This window comes from Hymenobacter negativus, from assembly GCF_017571495.1.
In the GTDB taxonomy this organism is placed as follows: Bacteria; Bacteroidota; Bacteroidia; order Cytophagales; family Hymenobacteraceae; genus Hymenobacter; species Hymenobacter negativus.
On the sequence record NZ_JAGETZ010000016.1, the window covers coordinates 78,700 to 102,900 of the forward strand.

The 24,201-nt window shown below is 60.7% G+C and carries 20 protein-coding genes and 1 pseudogene; 9 read left to right on the forward strand and 12 right to left on the reverse strand.

The genetic code is table 11. The features are described from left to right. Positions 1-61 precede the first annotated feature (61 nt). Positions 62-844, forward strand: a complete 783-nt coding sequence (locus tag J4E00_RS24705; protein WP_208178051.1) for an SDR family NAD(P)-dependent oxidoreductase — start codon at positions 62-64, stop codon at positions 842-844. 506 nt (positions 845-1,350) lie between these two features. Here J4E00_RS24705 and J4E00_RS30100 read toward each other — a convergent pair. Next, positions 1,351-2,064, reverse strand: a complete 714-nt coding sequence (locus J4E00_RS30100) for a phosphatase PAP2-related protein (RefSeq protein ID WP_208178052.1) — start codon at positions 2,062-2,064, stop codon at positions 1,351-1,353. Between the two features lie 161 nt (positions 2,065-2,225). Here J4E00_RS30100 and J4E00_RS24715 point away from each other — a divergent pair, with 161 nt between their 5' ends. Next, positions 2,226-3,542 carry an amidohydrolase gene (locus J4E00_RS24715; RefSeq protein WP_208178053.1) on the forward strand — a complete coding sequence of 439 codons (1,317 nt, stop codon included), beginning with the start codon at positions 2,226-2,228 and terminating at the stop codon, positions 3,540-3,542. Between the two features lie 219 nt (positions 3,543-3,761). Then, complete coding sequence (locus tag J4E00_RS24720; RefSeq protein WP_208178054.1) at positions 3,762-6,224, forward strand: M4 family metallopeptidase; 2,463 nt, start codon at positions 3,762-3,764, stop codon at positions 6,222-6,224. Positions 6,225-6,385: 161 nt separating this feature from the next. Here J4E00_RS24720 and J4E00_RS24725 read toward each other — a convergent pair whose 3' ends face one another. Both J4E00_RS24725 and J4E00_RS24730 read right to left on the reverse strand, forming a co-directional pair. Then, the gene (locus J4E00_RS24725; RefSeq protein WP_208178055.1) at positions 6,386-7,126 is read right to left on the reverse strand and encodes a hypothetical protein; all 741 of its coding nucleotides are present in this window, start codon (positions 7,124-7,126) and stop codon (positions 6,386-6,388) included. Between the two features lie 126 nt (positions 7,127-7,252). Continuing rightward, positions 7,253-8,026, reverse strand: a complete 774-nt coding sequence (locus J4E00_RS24730; RefSeq protein WP_208178056.1) for a tetratricopeptide repeat protein — start codon at positions 8,024-8,026, stop codon at positions 7,253-7,255. Between the two features lie 180 nt (positions 8,027-8,206). On the opposite strand from J4E00_RS24730, the gene J4E00_RS24735 reads away from it, so the two are divergent. Further along, a complete protein-coding gene (locus J4E00_RS24735; protein WP_208178057.1) occupies positions 8,207-9,100 on the forward strand; it encodes an alpha/beta hydrolase in 894 nt (297 codons plus the stop codon). Here J4E00_RS24735 and J4E00_RS24740 read toward each other — a convergent pair. From J4E00_RS24740 to J4E00_RS24770, 7 genes are all read right to left on the reverse strand, one after another. Next, the gene (locus tag J4E00_RS24740) at positions 9,092-9,583 is read right to left on the reverse strand and encodes a methylated-DNA--[protein]-cysteine S-methyltransferase (RefSeq protein ID WP_208178058.1); all 492 of its coding nucleotides are present in this window, start codon (positions 9,581-9,583) and stop codon (positions 9,092-9,094) included. The genes J4E00_RS24735 and J4E00_RS24740 overlap by 9 nt on opposite strands. Next, on the reverse strand, positions 9,580-10,818 hold the full coding sequence (locus J4E00_RS24745; RefSeq protein WP_236050140.1) for an amine oxidase: 1,239 nt from the start codon (positions 10,816-10,818) through the stop codon (positions 9,580-9,582). Before J4E00_RS24745 ends, J4E00_RS24740 begins: the two co-directional genes overlap by 4 nt. A gap of 183 nt (positions 10,819-11,001) precedes the next feature. After that, the gene (locus tag J4E00_RS24750) at positions 11,002-11,931 is read right to left on the reverse strand and encodes a cation diffusion facilitator family transporter (RefSeq protein WP_208178059.1); all 930 of its coding nucleotides are present in this window, start codon (positions 11,929-11,931) and stop codon (positions 11,002-11,004) included. Between the two features lie 59 nt (positions 11,932-11,990). Continuing rightward, positions 11,991-12,926: a cation diffusion facilitator family transporter gene (locus J4E00_RS24755; RefSeq protein ID WP_208178060.1), complete on the reverse strand. Its 936-nt coding sequence runs from the start codon at positions 12,924-12,926 to the stop codon at positions 11,991-11,993. A gap of 122 nt (positions 12,927-13,048) precedes the next feature. Beyond that, positions 13,049-13,984 carry a cation diffusion facilitator family transporter gene (locus J4E00_RS24760; protein WP_213017985.1) on the reverse strand — a complete coding sequence of 312 codons (936 nt, stop codon included), beginning with the start codon at positions 13,982-13,984 and terminating at the stop codon, positions 13,049-13,051. A gap of 232 nt (positions 13,985-14,216) precedes the next feature. Beyond that, positions 14,217-15,020 (reverse strand): hypothetical protein, encoded by an 804-nt coding sequence (locus J4E00_RS24765; RefSeq protein WP_208178061.1) that lies wholly within the window; start codon positions 15,018-15,020, stop codon positions 14,217-14,219. Positions 15,021-15,097: 77 nt separating this feature from the next. Beyond that, the gene (locus J4E00_RS24770; protein ID WP_208178062.1) at positions 15,098-16,519 is read right to left on the reverse strand and encodes a hypothetical protein; all 1,422 of its coding nucleotides are present in this window, start codon (positions 16,517-16,519) and stop codon (positions 15,098-15,100) included. Between the two features lie 209 nt (positions 16,520-16,728). Between J4E00_RS24770 and J4E00_RS24775 the strand changes: the two genes are divergently transcribed. The 3 genes from J4E00_RS24775 (at position 16,729) to J4E00_RS24785 (ending at position 19,441) form a co-directional block, all read left to right on the forward strand. Beyond that, positions 16,729-18,129: an APC family permease gene (locus J4E00_RS24775; RefSeq protein WP_208178063.1), complete on the forward strand. Its 1,401-nt coding sequence runs from the start codon at positions 16,729-16,731 to the stop codon at positions 18,127-18,129. Positions 18,130-18,243: 114 nt separating this feature from the next. Beyond that, positions 18,244-18,939, forward strand: a complete 696-nt coding sequence (locus J4E00_RS24780; protein WP_208178064.1) for a helix-turn-helix transcriptional regulator — start codon at positions 18,244-18,246, stop codon at positions 18,937-18,939. Positions 18,940-19,039: 100 nt separating this feature from the next. After that, positions 19,040-19,441: a VOC family protein gene (locus J4E00_RS24785; protein ID WP_208178065.1), complete on the forward strand. Its 402-nt coding sequence runs from the start codon at positions 19,040-19,042 to the stop codon at positions 19,439-19,441. 102 nt (positions 19,442-19,543) lie between these two features. Here the strand turns inward: J4E00_RS24785 and J4E00_RS24790 are convergent, their stop codons facing one another. After that, entirely contained in the window at positions 19,544-20,191 is a 648-nt protein-coding gene (locus J4E00_RS24790; protein WP_208178066.1) for an NAD(P)-dependent oxidoreductase, read from the reverse strand. A 690-nt stretch (positions 20,192-20,881) separates the two neighbouring features. Here J4E00_RS24790 and J4E00_RS29680 point away from each other — a divergent pair. Then, positions 20,882-21,583 carry a hypothetical protein gene (locus J4E00_RS29680; RefSeq protein ID WP_236050141.1) on the forward strand — a complete coding sequence of 234 codons (702 nt, stop codon included), beginning with the start codon at positions 20,882-20,884 and terminating at the stop codon, positions 21,581-21,583. Between the two features lie 150 nt (positions 21,584-21,733). Here the strand turns inward: J4E00_RS29680 and J4E00_RS30340 are convergent. Further along, a pseudogene (locus J4E00_RS30340) lies at positions 21,734-21,889 on the reverse strand (winged helix-turn-helix transcriptional regulator); the annotation flags it as partial. Positions 21,890-22,392: 503 nt separating this feature from the next. Here J4E00_RS30340 and J4E00_RS24800 point away from each other — a divergent pair. Further along, positions 22,393-24,159, forward strand: coding sequence for a glycosyl hydrolase (locus J4E00_RS24800; RefSeq protein WP_208178067.1), 1,767 nt, complete (start codon positions 22,393-22,395; stop codon positions 24,157-24,159). Positions 24,160-24,201: the final 42 nt, after the last annotated feature.

Sequence of the window (24,201 nt, forward strand, 5' to 3'; positions counted from 1 at the left end):
CTGAGTGGAAATTCATTCGCCCTGACTCAGTCATTCAGTTACTTAGTTACTAATTCACTCAATGGCATATGCCCTCGTTACCGGCGCTTCGCGTGGCATTGGCCGCGCCATTGCGCTTCAACTGGCCCAGCGCGGCTACGACTTGCTGCTGGTGGCGCGGTCTGAAAACCAACTCACCACCCTGGCCCTGGAAATTGGGGCCAAATACCAGCACCAAGCCCATGTATTGGCCCTGGACCTGGCCGCTCCCGGCGCTGCCGAAACCGTAGCGACCTGGGCCACTCAGCAAACCGACCAGATGGCTGTGCTGGTTAATAATGCCGGCTATGGCCTCTGGGGTCGTTTCGAGCAGCTGGGCCTGGCCGAGCAGCAGAACATGATGCAGCTGAACATGAGCCTGCCCGTGGCCCTCACCCACGCGCTGCTGCCGGCCCTGCACAAGGTTCCGAAAGCGTACATCCTAAACGTATCGAGCACGGCTGCCTACCAGGCGGTGCCGTCTCTGTCGCTCTACGCGGCCAGCAAGGCTTTTCTGCTGAGTTTCAGCCGGGGCCTGCGCTATGAGTTGAAAACCAGTAACATTTCGGTGACGTGTCTGAGCCCCGGCGCTACCACCACTGGCTTCACCGACCGCGCCGGCATGGGGGCCGAACTGCAAGCCACTGCCAACAAAGTGTCGATGACGCCTGAAGCCGTGGCCCAAGCCGCCGTGGCCGGTCTGCTGGCTGGCGAGGCCGAAATTGTGCCCGGTGTGCTAAACAAAGTGTCGGCGGGCCTCACCAGCATTGTGCCTAAAGGCATTGTGGAGAAAATTGCGGCCGGGATTTACGAAAAGTATCTCTAGCTATAGTTGCGATGCGGGGTGCTGAGCACCTAGGGCATCAGCATAAAGCTGCCTGCCCATCACCGGCCCCGGTAGCTTTATGCTGATGCCCGGCGCTATGCTGCGCATTTGTAACCCGGATGGCATTGCGGGAACGGGGGGCTACCGGTGCTGTGCAGTTCACGAGCAACCGCACTTACTACCTATGATTCTACCTATGAGTACATCGGCGGCCCACTGCTGCAAGTATCCTGTTTACGGCTGTAACTGCTATTGCCCAGCCGGACAGCGGTGGCCCCGGTCCCGGCATACCCACCGTCGACTCTACGGACGTCCCTATCGACGTTGGGGCCGGCTGCTGGTGTGCCTATGGCCTTAAGCGCCTGCGCGCCATGCGAACTGCTAAAGCTAAAAAATAGGCCCATTCCGACCCTTTTAAAACAGAAAAGCCCCGCCGTTTTGGCGGGGCTTTTCTGTTTTTGTGACTGTCTTAGTAGGGGTGAGGCCCTCTATCATGACGAACTGTTTTAAAGTGCTCCGTTCATCCAGCGGCCGTGCAATACCCGCCCGGCCAGCCAGTAGGCCAGCCAGGCGAAAAGGGGGGCAGCCAGCACGTCGTAGGAATAATGCACCCGCTGCACCAGCACCAGGACACCTACGGCCACGGTCATGAGGCCGAGAATCCAGCGCCACATCTTGCCCCGGCCGACCAGCAGCAAGAGCACCATGGTGGCGGTATGGCCCGAAAAGAACAGGTCGCGCACGATGGGCTGCGTGGTTACCTCAAAAATGCGGTCCATTACCGGGTCGTGTAGAATAACCAGCGTGGTAGGCGGCTCCAGCGGCACCAGCCACAAGGTGAGCATGCGCAGCAATTGAAGGAAGTAATAGGCCCAGAATGCCCGCAACAGCAGCTGCGGCCGGGGCAGCAGAAACACCAGGGTGGCCACAATGGCCCCATAAATCAGCGCGAATGTGGGCGTCGATACGTCGTGCACCGGCAGCAGCGCCAGCAGCGGGTCGGCCAGCGGGCGGCCGGGCCGTGACTGAATGAAATGGTAGAACCCCGGCACTACCGGCAGCAGCCCCAGCAGTAGCATCACCACCAGCCCCAGCCGAATGCGGAATCCCACCGAAGCCCAGGCGGCCGGCCAGCGTATTGTTTCGGGCTGCGCCAGGAGAGGCTCAGCTTTGGGGACGACGGGTTGGGATAAATCGAGCGGTTTCAGGATTGTAGCCACGGGCAGAAGGCAATCAAGTAATTATCAGTGGATAAAAACAAAACGCGAAAATACGCCAAAGCCTGAACAGTGGCGCAGAGTTGATAACCAGGGCGTAACATTGCCAGCTGGCCAAAACGTGCCGTACCATCCGTAATCCGTCATCAACTGAGCTCTTTTTTATGCGATTTTCCATTTTTACTCTTGCGGCCGGGGCTACGCTTGGCTTGGTTGCTCAGCCAGCCCTGGCCCAGAACGCCACCCTCAATGCCCGCATTGCCCAGCTGGCCATGCAGGAAGAACCCAAAGTCATTGCCTGGCGGCGCGACATTCACGAGCACCCCGAACTGGGAAATACCGAAACCCGCACGGCCGCCCTTATCGCTGCTCACCTCAAAAAGCTGGGCCTGGAAGTGCAGACCGGCGTGGCCCATACTGGCGTGGTGGGCATCCTGCGCAGTGGCAAGCCGGGACCTGTGGTAGCCCTGCGCGCCGACATGGACGGCCTGCCCATCACCGAAAGCAACGGCCTGCCTTTCGCTTCCAAAGTGAAAACCACCTACCTGGGCCAGCCCGTGGGGGTGATGCATGCCTGCGGCCACGATACGCACGTTGCCATGCTCATGGGTGCCGCCGAAGTGCTCAGCCAGGTGAAAGCCGAACTGCCCGGCACCGTGAAATTCATCTTTCAGCCTGCCGAGGAAGGTTCGGTGCCCGGGATGGAGGGCGGTGCCAAGCTCATGGTGAAGGAAGGAGTGCTCGACAAGCCCGAGGTGGAAGCCATATTCGGAGTGCACATTCAGGCCCAGACCGAGGTGGGCACGCTGGCCTACCGCTCGGGCGGCGAAATGGCGTCGTCTGACCGATTTACCATTAAGGTGCACGGCAAGGGCGCGCACGGTGCCTATCCCTGGAACAGTGTAGACCCCGTGGTGACGGCCGCTCAGATTGTTATCGGTCTGCAAACCATCGTGAGCCGCGAAGTAAAGCTGACTGACGATGCCGCCGTGGTAACTGTCGGGACCATCAACGGTGGGGTGCGCTACAACGTCATCCCGCCCGATGTGGAGCTGAGCGGTACCATTCGGGCTCTCAACCCCGAGGTGCAGCAGCACATCTGGGCATCTGTGCGCCGTATTGCTACCAACATTGCCGAAAGCGCCGGGGCCACCGCCGATGTCAACATTGAACCCTATGTGCCCGTCACCAACAACGACCCCGCCCTCACGGCCCGCATGCTGCCCACCCTGCAAGCCGTAGCCGGTTCGGCCAATGTGCGGGAGATAAAGCCAGTGACCGGTGGAGAGGACTTTTCCTTCTATCAACAAAAGGTGCCGGGGCTGTTCCTTTTTGTGGGTGGCATGACCAGAAGCCAGGACCCTGCCACTGCTGCCGACCACCACACGGCCGGTTTTCGCATCGATGAAAGCGGGCTCACTCTGGGGGTGAAAACCCTAGCCACATTGGCGATAAATTACCTGAACGCTAACAACCGTTAGCAAAAATTATTCCGTTTTTTGTTATTCCGTTTAAAGAAATGTTTCTATTTGGCTAAGTGCAATTCCATTTAGTATTGGCGTGTAAAATTCGGGTATTTATAAATAATTTTTTAATTGAAAGTTGATTTTGTAATGAAAGTTACTAGGTTGCGTCCGCTACGATGTAAAATATCCAAAATAGCGAAAACTTAATTCACTCACTTACGCCACACTTTTTACATGAGAAAACAATACTCAGCTGCAGCATTGCTAATGCTCGGCACTCTGGCTGCTACCACGGCCAGCGCTCAGGATGCCGCCCGCATCCAAAGTAAAGTTCTCGGCGACGACAACCAGCCCGTACTGGTGCAGTTCAATGCCGAAGGCAAGAAGGCCTTGCAGGGCCTGAGCGGTGACCAAGTGCTACGTCAGCAGCTTGGCCTCGGCAACGCCGACCAGATGGTGCAGCGCACCGCCGAAACCGACCAACTCGGCTTCACCCACCAGAAATTTGCCCAATACTACCAAGGCATCCGCGTGGAGCACGCCGACTACACGGTGCACTCCAAAGCGGGCGCCGTGGAAAGCATCAGCGGCGACTTTGAGAAAATTCAGGGTCTGAACACCACGCCGTCGCTGAGCGTAGCGGTGGCGCTCGACCGGGCAGTGGCGCACGTTGGGGCCCGCAAGTACATGTGGCAGACCAACGATGCTGATGCCGCTTCGTTTCGGCCCACCGGCGAGCTGGTGGTGGTGCGCGATGCCCGCGTGGAGAACGGCCCGCTGGTGCTGGCCTGGAAATTCAACATCTACGCTGCCGCGCCCATCAGCCGCGCCTACGTGTATGTGGATGCTCGTACTGGTGCTGTGGTCTTGCAGGACAACATCATCAAGCATGCGGCGGCTACCGGCACTTTTGCTACCGCCTACAGCGGCACCCGCACCATTGCCGATGGCACTACCTCGGGCGGCTACTTCCTGCGCGAAGGCACTACCCGTGGCCTGGGTATCGAAACCTATAACTGCCGCAAGAGCAACAGCTACACTTCGGCCGTTGACTTCATTGATGCCGACAACAACTGGACAGCAGCCGAATACAACAACACCAACTTCGACAACGTGGCTGGCGACGCCCACGTGGGTGCCCAGGCTACCTACGACTACTGGAAAAACGTGCACGGCCGCAACAGCTACGACAACGCCGGCGCCAAAATCAAGAGCTATGTGCACTTCGACGACGTGCCCGGCGGGGCCGGCTACGAAAATGCCTATTGGGACGGCGTGCGCATGACCTACGGCGATGGCGCCACCCGCTTCCGGCCTCTCACGGCGCTGGATGTGTGCGGCCACGAAATTGGGCACGCCGTGTGCGAAAAAACTGCTAACCTGACCTACGCCAACGAATCGGGTGCCATGAACGAAGGCCTGTCCGACATCTGGGGCGCTTCGATTGAGGCGTATGCCGTGGCCAGCCTGGGCTTCACCTCGGGCGGCGTGAAAGCGAAGTCGACTTGGCTGATTGGCGAGGAAATCGACAAGCAGCAGGCCGCGTTGCGCTCAATGAGCGACCCCAAGTCACTGGGCCAGCCGGCTTACTACAAGGGCCAATACTGGGCGGCTACCACTTCTTCGCCCTCCAATGCCAACGACCAGGGCGGCGTGCACACCAACTCGGGCGTGCTGAACCACTGGTACTACATTTTGGCGGTGGGCAAATCGGGTACCAACGAAGGCGGTGGCGTGTACAGCGTAACCGGCGTGGGCATTGATGCAGCGGCTAAAATCACCTTCCGCATGGAAAGCGTATACATGACCGCCAGCACGACTTACGCCCAGGCCCGCACCTACGCCATTCAGGCGGCTACGGACCTGTACGGCGCCGGCTCGGCCCAGGTAACGGCCGTAACCAACGCCTGGTTTGCCGTAGGGGTGGGTGCTGCTGCGGGCGGTGGCACTACGCCGCCCACCAGCACGACCTATTGCACCATCAAAGGCACCAGCCAGTCATATGAGTGGATTGACCTTGTGAGCCTGGGCAGCATCAGCCGCACCTCCAGCAAAGACGCTGGTTACTACAACGGTACGGCGCTGAGCACGAGCATCGCCGCCGGTTCCTCACAGACCATCAGCTTCTCGGCGGGCTTCACCAGCACGGCATACACCGAGTACTGGAAAGTGTACATCGACTACAACAAGAACGGCGTATTCACCGACGCCGGCGAGCTGGTAGTAAGTGGCAGTAGCAGCAGCGCCGGCACCCTCACCGGGACCTTCACAGTGCCCACCACGGCCCGTAGCGGCAGCACGGTATTGCGGGTGCTAATGAGTGACAACAGCGCCACCAGCAGCTGCGGCACCTTCAGCTACGGCGAGGCCGAAGACTACACCGTGAACATCACGGGCGGCGCGGCCCTCACCGGTGGCATTGCTTCGCTCACCGGCGGCGACTCGACGCCGCTGGGCAATGAGCTGGCCCGCACCCTGGAAATCTACCCCAACCCAGCCACCGACGTGGTGCGCATGGTGCTGCCCGGCAACGCCGAAGCTACCAGCGTGGTCGTGACCGACGTGCGCGGCGCCCGCGTGACCAACGTAGCCTTCGCCAACGGCACGCTGCAAATCAGCAGCTTGGCCAAGGGCATGTACACCCTGAGTGTGAGCGACGGGCAGAAAGTATTCCACCAGCGCTTCGTGAAGCAGTAACAGTCTTTCTGAGCTATTAAAAAAGGCCCGTCAGCATTGCTGGCGGGCCTTTTTGGTTTTTTAAGTAGTGGTCAGGACGCGCTGACTACTGGTGCAGGTGTGATAAGACTCTTCGCTGTGCTCAGGATAACAGATGCTTCCAGCCACTTATTCGCCCATGCCTACTTCAGCGAATACTCCAGCTTCAGCATTACGGTGCCGAAGCCGTCGTTGCTTTTGGACGCTTCGCCGAGGCGCAGGCTGCTCACGTCGTCGAACTGGTCGGTGGTGGTGAAGTAGTAGTTGGCTTCGACGTTGGCGCGCAACTCGCCGGTGAGGCGTATGCCAAAGCCCGCTCCTACCGGGGCCACGCCAGCCAGCGCCGGGTAGTCGTTGCGCTCAGATGGCAGGAAAGCCGGGTAATCGGTAGCTACGCTGGTGGTGCCAAAGTAGGAGTGGGGGTTGTAGAGCAAGAGCCCTGCACCACCCTGCACAAAGATTTGGAAGATGGGCGCTTCGGCCATGGAAGCAGCGAAAACAGACTCATCAGGTAGCAAATCGAACCGGAAAAAAACCGTGCCCAGTCCATTATTGCTAATGAATGCTAGGCCGCGCTCCTTGAGCTTATCGCGGGCGCCAACTTCCACATACGAAAACTCGCTGCCGATATGCAGGTGCGGCGTAAGGCGGTAGAGCACGCCCAGGCTCGCGGCCGGCCCGAAAAAGTTGTCGCCGGGGCTGTTGCCGAGGTCACCGTTATACAGCGCCGTGCCGCCGCCCAGCGTGAGGCGCAACGGCCCCGCATAGTAAGCCCGGCCCTGGCTGTTGTAGCGGCGCACATGCCGCTGAAACTGCGCCTGGGCCGACTGACCCCCGAATATGCCCATTACCAAGGCACCAATAATCCAGGCTCGAAACTGCATACTGATTAAAAAATGGAAGAAAAACTACCCCAACGTCGCTAACGCGGCGGAGAAAGAATTAGTCTGTTAAGGTCCATCCAGGAGTACTTAGGGCCAGTACCTGGAGCTAATTACTCCTTATGCTGGCTATTTAAAGGTCCCCTGTGGGTCGGGCAGCTTGGCCAGCAGTTCACTGATGAGGTCGAAGTCCAAGCTGCTAACACTGGCGTTCTGGCCTTTATGCACGGCATCCCAGGCCTCGGGATATTTCTCCTGGTAGTAGTAGCCGCGGGCCAGCTGCTGCCAGGCTACGGCGTTGGTGGGCTCCAGAGAGGTGGCCTTTTGCAGCAGCTCCATGCCAGCGGTGAGGTCTTTTTTCTTCTTGGTCTGGCTGTAGCGAATGAGGTAGCTGGCCCCTAGGTCGCTCATGAGCAGCGTGCTGCTAGGCGAAATGGCGAGGCCCTTCGCAAGCAGACCAATGGCCGCGTCGGGGGTGGGCTGGTTGCTGGCAATGATGCCTAGGCCGCGGTAAGCTTCCGCATTTTGGGGGTTGAGGAGCCAGGCCAGGTTGAAGCGGTAGGCCGCCGTGTCGGGCTGGCGCTCGCGCAGGTAATCGAAGCCTTTGGTGGTGAAAAACGTGCTGGCCTCAGCCGTTGAAGCGAAACTGGCGGCAATGGCTTTGAGCCGGGCCTCCCCTAGCAGCTGCGTGGCCTGGGCGGGGGTGAGGCCGCCAAACAGGGGCTGGAGGCGCGCTGGCTGAGCCGCGGGCACAGGCGTGGTGGCCAGGCTGCCGTCGGGGTTGACGGCCGCCGTGGCGCGGCCCTTGCGCTGGGCATGGGCTGGGGCCGCCGTCAGCAGCCCCAGCAGCAACACGGCAGCCAGCGACTGCGAAACGGTTTTGAGCGAAACGGAAATCAACACGGATGCGGACAAGTAAGAATGATGTGAGGACGCCACGCCTCAAAAAAGGGGTGGGCTGGGTAGTTGGCAAAGATAAAGCCAGCAGCAGTAGCGCGGACTTTGGCAAACTGCACGGGCCGCCAGGGCGTAGGTGAGGCAGGCTGCCAACCGTTGGCGGCTGCCTCCCGGTTCCAGATTTATATGCGTCGTTTCCTTTTGCTGACACCCCTGGCCGTGTTGCTGGCTACCGTGGTGGTCATGCTGGCCACCGAATACGTGGTAGCCCGCCCCAGCCACCGCACCAAGGATGTGGCCTACGTGGCCGCCTCGGCTCCCGATTTTGACAAGGAACGTCACATCCTGGACGTGTATTCACCCAAAAAAGCTGCTCCCAACGGTGTGGGCTATCCGGTGGTGCTGTTCATCCACGGCGGCAGCTGGACCAGCGGCAACAAGAATATTTACACCTTCATTGGCCGCCGCCTGGCCAAGCAAGGCGTGGTGGCTGTGCTCATAAACTACCGCCTCGCGCCCACCGTGCATGTGCCTGAGCAAGCCGCCGACTGCGCCCGCGCCCTGGCCTGGACCGTCAATAACATTAAGCAATACGGCGGCGACCCCGCGCGGGTATTCGTGATGGGCCATTCGGCCGGTGGTGGGCTGGCAGCTTTATTGGCCACCGATAACGAGCTGCTAGTCCGTAACGGCCTGCCTGAGAACCCCGTGCGCGGCGCCATTATGAACGACCCGGCCGGGCTCGATATGTACAGCTACCTCAAGGAAATGAAGTATGAGGGCGATGCGCAGTACAAAGTACCCTTCGGCAACGACCCGTCTGTGTGGAAAGAAATGTCGCCCATCTACAAGATTAAGCCGGGCCTGCCGCCGTTCATTTTCTACATCGGCGGCGAGACGTACCCCAGCATCAGCGGCAGCTCCGGCCGCTTTCGGGATAGGCTGAAAGCCACCGAGCAACCTGCGCCCTACACCATTATCCCCGGCCGCCATCACGTGCCCATGGTGCTGCAACTGTATTGGCAGCACAATATTATTTACCAAGGGCTGCTGAAGTTAGTGGGGGCGGGGCTAAAATAACCCGCCTTGCCGCGTGGGCTGCTCAAATTCCAGCAGCCATTTTTTGCGGTGCATGCCGCCGGCGTAGCCCGTCAGGCTGCCGTCGGCCCCGATGATGCGGTGGCAGGGCCACACCACGGCGAGCGGGTTTTGGCCATTGGCCGCGCCCACGGCCCGAACTGATTTTGGGTTGTTCAGCAGCTTGGCCACGTCGAGGTAGGAAGCGGTGCGGCCGTAGCCAATGCTGGTGAGGGCCTGCCATACCTGGCGCTGGAAATCGGTGCCGAATGTGGGCGCGTAGGTCAGGTTGAACTCGCGCAGCTCGCGGGCAAAGTAGGCTTGCAGCTGGCGATGGGCTTCCTGCAAACAAACGGGCACCGCCGCAAAAGCTGTGGCGGTGCCTGTCGTATCGTTGAGAAAGCCAATGGTGCTTACCCCGGCTTCTGTGCCCGTAATGGACACCAATCCCAAAGGAGAGTCAAGGTAAGCGGTGGCGTGGTTCATGGCTTAAAAATAGGCGCGGCCAGCGAAAGACTGGCTTGCTGGCCCGCCTGAGCCGACACCCGGCGGCGGGGCGGCTTGGCGGCACTTACCACGGCCTGGGCTTGCAGCAGCGCCTCGGCGCTGGGCTGGTGTAGCACGCGGGCCGGGCCGGGCTGGCTGAGGTCGGCGTCCCAGAGACCGGAGCGGTGCCACTCGTGCAGGTGGTCCCAGTCGGGCCGGTCGATGATGGGGTAGATGCAGGTGCCCCAGAGCGGCAGGCCCTTGCGGATGACGTGGGCGCATTCCTCGGCAATCATGCGCCACCACAGGGGGCGGTCGACGCCGGGATGGCTGGTTTCGGTGATGGCGAAGGGGCGGCCGTAGCGCTGATAGGCCTTGCGCAGGAGCTTGTGCAGCGGCACCCAGCGCGGGTCCATTTGGGGGTCGTTCCAGCCCAGCTTGCGGTAGGGGTGTAGCTGCCACTGGTTGTCGTAGTAATAGTTGAAGCCCACGATATCGAGTAAATCGGGGTTGCCGCCCAGCTCGGGGCACAGGCGACCCGAGAGCATATCGGTGGCCTGAAACTGATTTTCGTGCGACTGGCGGGCGTCGCGGCGGTGCTCGGGCCAGGAGTTGGGTGGTGGTACAATGCTGATGAGCGGCTCGGTGCTTAGCAGGCGAATGCTGGGGTCGGCTTCGCGCAGGGCGTAGCTGCCCTCGATGTAGGCTCGCATCAGGCCGTATTTCACGCGCCAGCCCTGGCCGTGGCAGTAAGGCGAGGTGCCATTGGCATCGCCGCCGAGCCACGACATAAAGCTCACCTCGTTGATGGGCGTGACGATGAGCACATCATCGGGCCGCACTGAGCGGTAGAAATCCACGAAGGCGCGGCACAGCGCAGCAAAGCGCCGGGCAAACATGGGGTGCAGCGGCGTGAGGTCGTCGGGGTAGCCGAAATGGCACAGGTCCCAGATTTGCTGGATGCCGTGGCGCTGGCCGGCATCAAGCATCGTCTTCACGGTGCTGAAATCGTATTGGTAGGGCGTTTTCTCAATCATGGCCCAGCGAATGCCCTCGCGCACCGTGCCGATGTTGAACGGCTTTTGGGCCGCATAGTCTTCGTCAATCAGCTGCAAATGGCCGGTGAGGGGCAGAAAGTCGACGCGGTTGCCGAAAGCATTAAGCTGGTCGGTGCACTCGTAGCCGCCCCACCAAAACGAGCGAAAAGGATTAGAATCGGAGGTAAGAATTGCCATAGAAGGAAGCAGAGTAATAGGCGAATGCCCGCGCCGGCTGGTTGAGCTGGCGCGGGCACAGGTTAAGCTTAAACCGGAAAAATGCCTTTGGGGTTAAGGAGGAGCTTATTTGTAGCGCGAACTTTTAGTTCGCGTCCCCGCGCCGTTCGGGTATCGTTCGCAGACGCGAACTAAAAGTTCGCGCTACTTGCCGGAGGCCTGCACCAGGTTTTTCGCTTCGATGAAAATGCGTTGTACCTCTGGGTGCTCGGCCCGGATGGCATCCTGCAAGTGCTCCACCGCCATTGCCACTTGGCTGGACGTGAGGTCGTCGGCAAAGTCCACATCAAGGGCCATGATGACGTCGTTCGGACCGAGGTACATGGTGAGGGGCGAGCGGATTTCGCGCACTTGGGGCGCGGCCCGGGCAATGCGCTCCAGGTTGGCCAGGGTGTCGGCATCCACGCCGGTGCCCACCAGCAGGCCTTTGGTGCGGCCCACCAGAAATACCGCCACCAGCATCAGCAGCAGGCCAATGGCAATGGATGCGCCGCCATCGAAGTACGGGTTATTCAGTAAGTGGCCCAGAAATACGCCGATGCCCGCTACCGCCAGACCGACCAATGCCGCCAGGTTTTCCATCACCGAGGCAAATACGGCCGGGTCGCGGCTGGTCTTTAGCATTTTTACGAAGCCCACGTTGGCGTCAGCCTGGGCCAGCAGGGCCTTCACCGACAGGTAAAACGCAATGCCTTCGAACAGGAAGGAAACGCCCAGCACCACGTAGTTCCAGCCCGCGTCTTCAAGCGGCTCGGGGTGCTGGATGTGTTTGATGCCCTCATAAAACGACATGCCGCCGCCGATGGCAAAAATCAGCACAGCCACAATCAGACCCCAAAAATACAGCTCTTTACTGTGGCCGAAGGGATGCTCGGCATCGGCCGGGCGCTGGCTTTGGGCTGTGCCGTAGAGGAGCAGGCCGCTATTCCCGGTATCGACCAGCGAGTGAATGCCTTCGGACAACATGGCCGACGAGCCAGTGAAATACGCCGCTATGAACTTGCTGATGGCAATGGCGACGTTGGCGGCAATGCCGCCATAAAGGGAAAGTTTGGATGCGTTAGCGTTGGCCATGCGGCGGGGTAATGATATTAGGGGAGTTCAAAGAAAGGTGGCGCGGCGCGGAGGTGAGGTTATGCTGCTGGTGTCCGCTCGCGGCTCGACAGCGACTTGGCTTCCACGAAAATGCGCTTCATCTCCGGGTATTTGGCCCGGATGTCGTCTTGGATTTTATCGATGGCTAGCTCAATTTCGTTGGCTGTGAGCTGTTGAGTGAATTCCACATCGAGGGCCAGAATCACATCGGCTGGCCCGAGGTAGGAGGTGAGGGGCGGGCCGACCTGCACGATGTTGGGGTGCGCTTTTACGATTCCCTCGATATCGTCAATTGTTTCGTCGTCTACGCCGGTGCCTACCAGCAAGCGCTTGGTTTTATAAATGAGGAACAGCGCTACGCACACCAGCAGCACCCCGATGGCAATGGAGGCCGCGCCGTCGAGGTAAGGGTTGTTGAGCAATTGCCCAAAATATACCCCGGCCAGTGCTATCACGAGGCCCAGCAGGGCAGCCAGGTCTTCGAGCAGAATGGCGAACACCGAGGGGTCTTTGCTGCGGCGCAGGGTGTCCCAGAAGCCCGCGTCGCCCCGGTCGGCGTTGAAGGCTTTGAACGCCAGGAAACAGGAAATGCCCTCGAACACTAGGGACAGGCCCAGTACCACGTAGTTCCAGGTGGGGTCGGAGAGGGGCGCGGGGTGTTGCAGGTGCGCTATGCCTTCGTAGAACGACATGCCACCGCCCACCGAAAACACCAGGATGGCCACAATCAGGGCCCAGAAGTACAGCTCCTTGCTGCGGCCAAAGGGGTGGCGCTTGTCGGCGGGCTTCTCGGCCTGCTTCACGCCGTAGAGGATGAGGATGCCGTTGCCACTGTCCACGAGCGAGTGGATACCTTCCGACAGCATAGCCGACGAGCCAGTGAAAGCCGCTGCCACAAACTTGCTGGCGGCAATGGCGACGTTGGCCCCAATGGCTCCGTAAATGGCAAATTTGGAACTGTTCGGTGAACTCATGGCGGGACTTACGCAGCAGATTAGGCTGGCGTTGGAATGTTGTAGCGTGGACGCTGCGAGTCCGCGCCTGCTAAAGGCTGGTATGGCTTTGTTCGTATTCGCGCGGAATCACAGCGCCCACGTTATAGCGGCACCGCTTTCCTCGTGTGCCCGCCGAGTGCTGAAGCCTCAATAAAAATCTGCCGAAACTCGGGGTATTGGGCTTTGATGGCGGTTTGCAGGCGCACTACGGCTTCTTCTACTTCCACAGCCGAAAGGTGGTCCTGAAAGGCAACGTCGAGGGCCAGAATGCCATCGGCTGGGCCTAAGTACATGGTGAGTGGGGCCTTGAGGTGCTCCACGGCGGCATCCTGGCGGGCCAGGGCTTCGAGGCTGCGCAGCACGTCGGGGCTGGCTCCTTCGCCCACCAGCAGGCCCTTGGCTTCCTTCAGCATAAAGACGGCCATGCCCACCAGCAGCGCCCCGATGGTCATGGAAGCCGCGCCGTCGAGGTAAAGGTTGTTGAGCAAGTGTCCGAAGAAAATGCCCGCCAGCGCAATCACGAGACCCACCAGCGCGGCCAGGTCTTCTAGCAGAATGGCAAATACGGCTGGGTCGCGGCTGGTGCGCAGGGCCTGCCAGAAGCCCTGCGCACCCTGGGTTTTGCGGAACTCCCGGTAAGCCAGCGTGCAGGCCACGCCCTCGAACACGATGGCCAGGCCGAGCACCCAGTAGTTCCAGGTGGGGTCGGTGAGCGGGGCAGGGTTGCGGATGTACTGGTAGCCTTTGTAGAGCGACATGCCGCCGCCCACCGCGAAGATGAGCACGGCCACAATCACCGTCCAGAAGTAGATTTCCTTGCTGTAACCGAAGGGGTGACGCTCATCGGCGGGTCGGGCGCTGCGGTTCATGCCCAGCAGGATGAGCAGGCCGTTGCCGCTGTCCACAAGCGAGTGGATGCCTTCCGACATCATGGCCGCGCTGCCGGTGAAGGCCGCTGCCACAAACTTGGAAACGGCAATGGCCAAGTTAGCCCCAATGGCGCCGTACACCACGATTTTAGAAGAACTACCCGCCATTTAGCCAGATGAAGAATGGATGAAATATGGGCGGGCTTACGCGACGCAAGGGCGTGGGTTGGCATTGAGGGTCGGAGTAGCTTCGTAGCCGGGACTCCAAAACGCCCTCGCTATCATCTGCATCGCAGGCTGTGACGGGTTGCTCCACGCGATATTTTGCCGAGGGCTTGGCCCTGCAAGCAACCACATTCAGGCAGGTAGCCGTGAATGAAACCTAAAATGCTGCCTGGCTTTATTTCCGGGTAAAGCCGTTGTTGTTCAGCTTAAACGCAGTTAAGTCCATGGCGTATTGCTTTTTGAACAACGTTGCTACGCCCTGCCGAAAGGCTGGCAGGTTCTGCCCTTTTATGGCCCCCTGCCAGCCTACGTGTACGATGGCCAGTTGCAGCTTCATATCCTCGCCCGCCTGTGCTGCCACGGCGGGCGTCATCTGGGGGTTGGAGGCCAGCACTGGACCAAACTGGGCTCGTGCGCCCTGCACCATGGCCGGCGTCACGGCTTTGTCATCCACGTTGTTGACTATCATCCAGCCCAGCGTGAGGTAGGCCGCCAGGGCGTCGGCAGGGTTGTTGGCGCGCAGTCCGTAGCCACTCACAACGTCTTGGTAAACAGTGTTGTAATCGTGTTTGCCCGGTCCGAAATAGGTTGCCACAGACTGTGCAGTAGTTGGGCTACTGGTTTGAAGTTGCTTGACGTAGCGTTGCAGGGTTTTTTCCTTGAGCGCGGGCGTCACATTATAAGAAAGGGCGGCGCTGTTGGCCGAAGTGGCGCGCGGCATACCAGCGTTGCTGCCCCGGCCCGCTTTGGCGCCAGTCCGGCCCGCTACTTTACTCCGCCGGCTACTGGAGCGGGCATTGTCTTCCAGCACGTTGTTGAGCGAAGCGTTATCGATGGCCGAGCTCGTAACAGCGCCTATAGTCGCGTTGTAATTGCTCATTATCAAGTCATTTGAAATCTGGGCGTGGGCGGCCGGAGAGGCTAGCAAGCTGGCACTCAGGAGCAGAAGCGAGGCTGATGCATGCAGCAAGCGTTTCATAAGCCAGAGAATGAGGTGATGGGGAATTGGGTGCAAGTACAAGCCAGTAGCTTCAGCGATGGATAATTACAAAAAAATTATTCGTCGGTATACGCGTCGCCGCCGATGAAAATGAGCTTGCTATCCGGGTGGGCGGGGGTGCCGGCGGCCCCCAGCGCGAAGGATTTGCGCACAGTGCGGCCGTCGGCGTAGGTCAGGGTGAGGGTGTGGCCTTGCAAGCGGTAAGTCCCACTGCCGCTGCGCTTGCTGCCACCCGCCGCGTTGGAGGAAATGATGCCCGCGTCTTTGCCTTCCTGAAAATGGGTGCCGTCAAGAAACTGGATTTTGCTTATCACCAGGCTGGTGGCCACGCCTACGCTGCCGCCGCTGGCGTTTTGGTAGGCCCGCTTGAGCGGCACGGCCCCAGCTGGGTAAGCCGGAAACCAGCTACCGCTGCCGAGGGTGTAAGACGCGGGCCGGCCCTTGTAATCGGTAAGGACGAAGGTGCCGCCATTCTTGCGCCAACTGCCCCAGGCGGCGGGGCGTTTGGCCTTATCGGCGGTTAGGTTCACGGCTTCCAGTGGGTCGCTGCCGAGGTCTACGTACTGTCCGTTGGCCAGCAGCGCTACCGGTTCGAAGCTAATGCCGCCGCTGCCACTGCTTACGGCTCGGAAAAACCACTGCGCCCCGGCGGCCAGCCCGCTGCCGCTGGCTGTGGCGGGCGTTGCGGTGGAAGCTACCGCAGTAGTGCTAGTTGTCCCGCTGGTGGCTGGTTTGCTGGCGGTGGTCGAGGCATTTTTGGCCACAAAGCCCTGGGGCGTGAGCTTGAGCTGGCTCAAATCCAAGCCGTACTGGGTTTTGAACAAGCTAGCGGTGCCCTGGCGGTAGGCCGGCAGCGTGCCTGCCTTAACGGCCGACTGCCAGCCACCCTGTACGATAACGCTTTGCAGCTTCATTTCCTCGCCCACCTGGGCTGCCACGCCGGGTGCGGCCAGCTTGGCGTTGGAAGCCAGTAGAGGTGCCACTTGCGCTCGTGCGCCCTGCACCATGGCTGCGGTCACGGCCTTATCATCCTGCACGTTGTTCACAATCATCCAGCCCAGCACTATATAAGCCGTCATGGCGTCCACGGCGTCGTTTTCGCGCAGGTTGTAGCCTTCTATCAGGCCCTTATACACCTTGCCGTAGTCGTACTTGCCCGGCCCAAAAGTGCTGGCCACGGCTTGCGAGGCAGCCGGATTTTTGGTTTTGAGTCGGTCGACATATCCCTGCACCGTTTTTTGCTTCAGCGCAGCCGATGGCACATAGGCCAGGCTTTTGGCGGTAGCAGTCGCGGCGCCAGCTTTGTCGCGGGCGATGCGGCCGGTGGTGGTAGCAAACAGCAAGTCATTCATGGCCAGTGAGCCGGCCAGTCCATCGAACATCAGGGGCATGTCTTGGGCTCGGGCGGTTGATGTGAAGGCCAGCAGCAGAGCCAGGAGCAACTGCAGATTCCAGGTGGAGGGGGACGGAGTTTTCATCACGCGAAAAGGAAAGGTTTGGGCAGTTCGCCGCGCCGTGGTGGAACCGTCGGCTGCCGTGGTGCACGTATGTTTTCGTCGGGAAGCGGCCTTGGTGGTAGGCGCCGGCCGCATAGAACTTCCTAGCAGCCTGTACGGTGCCGCTTCCAGGCTGGTTATGGCCGGCCAGTGCGTGGGGCGTACTGCCGCCCGTGGGCTACTTTCGTCCCATGTCGCAACCTACTTTGCAGCGCCGCCTCGGCCTGGTGCAAGCCACGGCTTTGAATATGATTGACATGGTGGGCATCGGGCCCTTCGTGACCCTGCCGCTCGTGATGGGCTTCATGGGCCCGAATTTCCTGCTGGCCTGGCTGGTGGGTGCCGCCCTGGCGTCCGTCGATGGCCTGATTTGGAGTGAGCTGGGCGCTGCCTACCCCGAAGCGGGCGGCAGCTACCGCTTCCTCAAGCTAGCGTATGGCGAGCAGAAGTGGGGGCGCTACATGTCGTTTCTTTACGTCTGGCAGACGCTCATTCAGTCGCCGCTGGTGCTGGCCTCTGGCGCTATTGGCTTTGCCCAATACTTCGGCTACCTCGTGCCCCTCACCGAGTGGTGGCAGCCCAAGGCCGTGGCCGGCACGGTGGTGTTGCTACTCATCGTGCTGCTCTACCGCCGCATCGAAGACATTGGCAAGCTGGGCGTGGCGCTGTGGGTGGGTGTGCTGAGCTTGATGGGCTGGCTGATTTTCGGCGGCGTCACGCACCCCAACCACCACGTCGATATTTTCCCCAGCGGCGGGTTTTCGGCCTTGCCAGGCCTGCTCATTTCGGGCGCGATGGGCCAGGCGGCGGTCAAAACCATCTATTCCTACCTGGGCTACTACAACGTATGCCACCTTGGGGCCGAAATCAAAGGTCCGGAGAAGGTGATTCCGCGTAGTATTTTCCTGAGTATTCTAGGCATTGCGGCACTGTACCTGCTGCTGAACTGGAGCGTGGGCACGGTCATTCCGTGGCAGGAAGTGAAGGAATGGCAGGCCGGCGCCGGCGACAAGTCGCAGTTCATCATTAGCGTGTTTATGGAGCGGCTGTACGGGCCCACGGCGGCCACCATTGCCACGGGCATGGTGCTGCTGGTGGCGTTTGCGTCGCTGTTTGCGGTGCTGCTGGGCTACTCGCGCATTCCCTACGCGGCGGCGGCCGATGGCGAGTTTCTGCCCGTGTTTGGCAAGCTGCACCCCACTAAGCAGTTTCCGTACGTGTCGCTGCTGCTGCTGGGTGGCGTAGGCTTCGTGTTCAGCCTGCTGTTCCGGCTGGGCGAGGTGATTTCGGCCATCCTAGCCATGCGGATTCTGGTGCAGTTTGTGGGCCAGGCCGTGGGGCTGATGCTGCTTCGGCGGCGGCGCGGCACGGCGGCGCTGCCGTTCAAAATGCCGCTCTACCCGCTGCCTGTTATTCTGGCCATTGCGGTGTGGCTGTTCGTGTTCGTGGGCATCGCGCCGGCCGAGGTGGAGCTGGGCGGCGTGCACTTCAAGCTGTATTTCCAGTTCGCGGCCGTGGGCATGATGGCGCTGGGCACAGTCGCCTTCCTGCTCTGGAGTCGGCGGCTGGGGCGTTGGCCTTTTGCACGCTAGCACCAGCGCATCGCTGCTGGCGCTACCTACGTCAAATTCCGCATCTCCTTATTCAACGCCTGTGCAGCGGCTTATTTTGCATCGTGTCCTTCTTTAGTCGGGCATGCCTGCACCATGAACCGTATCGACCGCCTGTTTGGCATCACTACCCTGCTGCAAACGAAAAAGCACGTGCCGGCCGACCAACTGGCCGCGCATTTCGACATCAGTGTGCGAACCGTTTACCGCGACATCAAGGCCTTAGGAGAACAGGGTATTCCCATTAGTTTCGAGCCAAATCGGGGTTACTTTCTGGTGCAGGGCTATTTCCTGCCGCCGGTTTCCTTCACTTCGGAAGAGGCCAATGCTTTGGTGCTGCTGGAAGCCATTGCCGGTGTCCTGGCCGATACTTCCATCCGGGCTCATTGCGCCACGGCACTGCACAAGGTGAAGGCGGTGCTCCGCGCGCCGGAAAAAGACCGGCTGGAGCAGTTCACCAGCCGCATTGAGCTGCACGTGCCCGAGTATGCGCAGGGACCGGCCGACTACTTGGCCCCCTTGCAGTCGGCCATTGCCAGCCAGCATATCGTGGAAATGGCCTATTGCGACAAAAGCGGCGTCGCCAGCCAGCGCCGGGTCGAACCCATTGGGCTGGCCTTCTACAACTTTGCCTGGCACTTGGTGGGGTGGTGCCACCTGCGGCAGGATTACCGCGACTTCCGGCTGACGCGCATTCAGCGGCTGGTGGCTACGGCCAGCCCGTTCACGCTGCCGCAGCACATCACCCTCACCGAGTACATCTCCCGCCTGCCCCGGCCGCAGGTGGTATAATTTTTTTCGGGGCGAAAATCGGACTGCCATAGGGCTGTCAGTGGGGGGCGCGTGCTTTGGGGCATCAATCCCAAACCACCACTTTTTAACCGTTTTCCAGATGAATTTCGCTTCCGTCCGGGTCATTACCGCCGACATCGACCGCCTCCTGCCGTTCTACGAGCAGGTGACCGGCCTGCCCGCCACCCGCTACACTCCTGATTTTGCTGAGCTGCGCACGCCCACGGCCACGCTGGCCATTGGCAGCACGCGCACCCTGCAGTTTGAGGGCGGTCAGGGGGCCCGCGCCGCCAGCAACCAGTCGGCCATTCTCGAATTCCGCGTCGCGGATGTGGATGCCGAATACCAGAAGCTGGCCGAAAGCCTCCGTGACTTCATCGTGCAAGGTCCCACCACCATGCCCTGGGGCAACCGCTCGTTCCTGTTCCGCGACCCCGATGGCAACCTGGTCAACTTCTTTGCTCCCGTCACGCCCGAAGCCATTCAGCGGTTTGATGGGTAGGGGAGCCTGCAACCTCCAATCTAAACCGCTGCTACAGGTAATAAAAAGCCCCGCCAATAGTTGGCGGGGCTTTTTATTACCTGTAGTTTGCATGGTCTGGCACTACCCCGGATTGGCTACAAAAGGACATTGCCGCAAAAATGTGTCGCTGGTCAGCTGCCCGAGGAGGAACTCTGCCAAATCAGTAGCGGTAATTTGCGGCCCCGGTCGGTGCGTCAGACTTGTTTGTACAGCCCCGGTGGCGGGGGCATCCACGATGAGCGGCAGGCGCACGCAGGTCCAGGCCAGGGAGCTGCTGGTTAGGAGTGCCAACTCGCGGTACCGGTCGGCCATAAAAGCGGGGAAATGCTGCTCCATGTAAGCGGCGGCTTGTTGGGTGGCGGCGTCGAGCTGGGGCTGGCCAGTATCGTAGAGACTGGTCACAGTCACATAGCGGCTGACGCCCAGCATGGGCAGCAGCGCCACAAGGTGGGCGGTGACGCTGCTCAGGATGGGTGTGTTTTCACCCCGCGGATTGCCCAGGGTGCTAATAAGTGCTGTGCTGCCCGCCAGCAGCTGGCGCAGGGTGGCCGGGTCGCGGGCATCGCCTTCGATGATGGTAAGCTGCTCGTGGCGCAAAGCGAACTGCGCCGGGTGCCGGAGCAACAAGCGCACGCGGTGGCCGGCTTGCAAAGCGGCCTGCACCAGTGGCAGGCCGGCTTTGCCGGCGCCGCCCAGCAGGGCCAGAGAAAAGAAAGGAAGTGGATTCATGATTGCTAACTGAATAGGGGCCGCGCCCAGCAGTGACTAGGCCGACCAATAAGAGGGCCTGAGCTGACATGCCGGACCTTTGGCCAGCTATGTCCGCTTCGTTGATGCCCAAAAAAGTGAAAGCAGCGGCCCCGCCCAAGGCGGGCAAACGGCAGCGGTCGTTTGGGCGCAGCAATGCGCCGCGCCTGGCCCCGCGCAATGGGCGAGACACTGTGGAAACGACGAAGGGGGAGTTAGCAGCGTTTGATACGGCGAAGATATGTGCTGGCTATGGACGGAGCTACAGAAATACCTGCGGTGTTTGGCTAGCAGGCCATCGTTCGCTGAGCAAGCGTTTATGGTTCGGCATGAAGGTTTCCTGTTCGGCAGCAAGGTTTGTGCTTCGGAAGGTGCAGGCGGCGCTTCGGCGGCCGGGTTCGTGGTTCGGAAACGGTTGGCGAGACTTCGGAAGGCCGGGTTTGTGCTTCGGAGCCGATTGGCGGGCGTTCGGAAGGGAAGGTTTGTGCTTTGGAAGCAGTTGACAGGCGTTCGGAAGCAGTTGGCGGGCTTTCGGAAAGGGTTGATGGTGCTTCGGAAGCGCGGGTCCGGCGTTTGGTGGGCAGGGCGGGGCTTTGGCAGTGTATAAAAGCACGGCAATACCAGAATATTTCCTACGTTTGGCAGATACATCTACCCCTAACGCTCAGCGATATGGACAACAACAAGCTCGACGCCCAACTCCGGCGCGACACCGCCACCGCCAACGGCCTGCAAGCCGACAAGGCCCTCTATGCCGCCCTGGAAGACGACCTCGCGCCCCTGCGCGACGAGCACGCCGCCAACCTGGCCAAAGCCCGCGACCTGGAAGCCGCCGTGATGAGCGACGACGCTGGTACCGTGGCTGCGCAAAAAACCAGCGCCAAGGCCCTGCTCAAGCCCTTGGCCTACCGCTTGGCCGCCGCCCTGCAAGGCTACGCCGCCAGCAAGCTCAACCCCGACGGGGACCTGGCCGGCCGCGTACGCTACTCGCGCAGCCAGCTCTCAGAAGCCAGCGATGCCAACCTGGCCACCATGGTGGGCGCCCTGCTGAAGGAGGCCCAGCCCCTGGCCGCGCCGCTGGCCAAGCGCGAGTTCACGGCCGCGGACCTGGCTGAGACCACCCGTCTGCTGGCCCGCTTCGAGCAGAAACAAGCCAGCCACCGCCTCACCCAAGTGGAGGGCAGCACCGAGCGCAAAACCCTCATCGCCCTGCTGCGCCGCAACGCCAACCTCATCAAGGAGATGCGCACGCAGCTCAAGGCCTACCAAAACTCGCCCACCAAACACGAGGTGTGGCTGCGCTTCCAGGGCTACACTCGGCTCATCACCCTCGGTGGGGGTGGCCCCAAAGGCGATACTACCACCTTGCCGTAAGTGCCCGAATTTGGGTAACAACAAGCCCCGCCAGTAGCTGGCGGGGCTTTTTTGTCTGTGACATTGGCTAAATGAGTAGCACCGCCCAGCTAGCAGCCTAATAGTACACCCAAGGAGGCCGCCCTGCCAATAAATTGGCGAGTGGTGCTCGTTGCTCCAGTGGCCCAGCGCTGTGAGCAACGGCAGCAAGGATTCGCCCAGCGTCGTCAGGTGATACACTGCTTTGAGTTGGCTTTCCGGAAAGGGTTGCTTGCGCAGCAGCTCGTGGGCCACCAGCTGCTTGAGCTGGAGGATGAGGACGCGCGGGGTAGCCCGGGCAAGCGCTGGCGCAGTTAACTAGGCCGGCGCAGACCCTGCCCGATGAAGTAGAACATACTGGTTTTCCAATTCCCAGCCGTGACTTCCCCGAGCAAGTCGAGCCCACAATCGAGGATAACCGAGATTTTGCGTTGTACACGCGGCAGTAGCCAAACAGAGAGTCGAAGAGCAGTAGGGGTTTCACCCCCCCCTGATTGTAGGCTAGTTGGAAGCGCCAGACATTAGTTGAAATCTACAGCCAACACCCTCCAAGTATGTCTTTTTCCACGCTTAACTAAGCGTTTCGTGAACGTATTTTCCAAGCGTGGATGCGGCCGAGGCATCTGACTACTGGCCTGCTTGTGGCGGATATTGGAAGTGGCGACCACCGCTTTTCGCTGGTTCGTGAGTAGATTTAGATTGATAGGTCTTTCCTTAACTAACTATCTACTATGACTTTTAGTGTTGGGTTTCAGCGTAGGGTTATCATAATTATTGGCGTAGTCCTAGCTGTGGCAGCCAATTTCAGTGGGCCGGCGGCGGCCCAAACGAAAAGTGCGAAGCGCGGTCTGGCCTACGGCTACCACTCGGCGGCCGATATGCAGGCCCTGGCCCCCGGCCTAAGCTGGTGGTATAACTGGACCTCGCGCCCCGAAGCCAGCGCGGCGGGCGTGTACGCCGGCCTCAACGTGGACTACGTGCCCATGCAGTGGGACGAAAACCTGAACGGCACCACCGTAACGGCCGCTGCCCTGGCCGCCAATATCCCGGCGGGTGCCCGCTTCCTGCTGGGTTTCAACGAGCCCAACTTCCTCAGCCAGGCCAGCCTGACGCCCGCGCAGGCGGCCGCCATCTGGCCGGTGCTCGAAACCGTGGCCCGCCAGAAAAACCTGCGACTGGCGTCGCCGGCCGTCAACTACTGCGGCAATTGTGTGTCGGCCAACGGCGTGACCTACAACTCGCCGGTGCGATACCTCGACGACTTCTTTGCCGCCTGCCCCAGCTGTCAGGTCGACTACATCGCCGTGCACACCTACGTGTGCGAGGAGCGGTACCTGCGCGAGAAAATCGCGGAGATGAAGAAGTACAACAAGCCCATCTGGCTCACGGAGTTTGCCTGCGGCGACATGCCCGCCAACCAGATTACCCTGCCCGTGCAGCAGAAGTACCTACTCGATGCCGTGAACTACCTGGAGAAGGAGCCCGCCATCTTCCGCTACGCCTGGTTCTCGGGGCGTAATACCGAAATTCCCTTCATCAACCTGCTGGCTCCCACTTCCGGGCAACTCACCGCCCTGGGCCAGGAATACGTGGGGCTGCCTGCGGGCTGGGAGCTAGGACGCCTCACGCCCGTGGCAGTGACGGCCACGTCGCAGGAAAAAGCCACTACCGGCCCCGGCAATGCCACCGATGTTGACATCAACAGCCGCTGGGCCAGCGCCTTCTCCGACCCGCAATCCCTAACCTTAGATTTCGGCAGCGTCCAGTCCTTCGCCCGCGTGCTACTCACCTGGGAGGCCGCCTACGCCGCCGACTACCGCCTGGAAACCTCACTGAACGGCACCACCTGGACGCCCCTGCTCACGGTGCTAAATAGTGATGGAGGCGTGGAAAACCTCACGGGCCTGACCGGGAGTGGGCGCTTCCTACGCCTCACCGGCACCCGGCGGGCCACTGCCTACGGCTATTCGCTCTGGGAGATGGAAGTGTTTGGGCCTGCCGCGCCGCTGCCGGTCACGCTTACGTCGTTCAAGGCCATAGCCCAAAGCCAAGCGGTAGCGTTGCATTGGGCCACCGCCACCGAACATCAAAACGAAGGTTTTGCCGTGCAGCGCTCGGCGGATGGGGAGCAGTTCACGGACCTGGCCTTCGTGCCGGGCGCGGGCACTAGCCAAACTCCGCACCAGTACGCCTACTTCGATGAGCACCCGTTGCGGGCGGCCACCAGCTACTACCGCCTCCGACAGCTGGATGCCGCTGGCGCCGCTACTTACGGCCCAGTGCAGGCCGTGCAGGCTGCTACCGGGGCCGCCACCGCATACCCCAATCCCACTAAGGACGTTGCCACCGTCGAATGGGATGCGGCCACCGAAGGCCCGGCCCACTGGACGCTGACCAACACCACCGGCCAGGTAATGCGCACCGAGCCTTTGGTAGAGCATGCGGGCCGCAACGTTTTACCGGTAGACCTGCGCGCTTACCCACCCGGCAGCTACATTCTCACCCTGGATGGCATGGGGCACTCGCGCCACCACTTGCACCTCTTTAAAGCAGAGTAAAGCCACCGATTATGTAATGCATTCTCCTGGCCCGCAACCGGC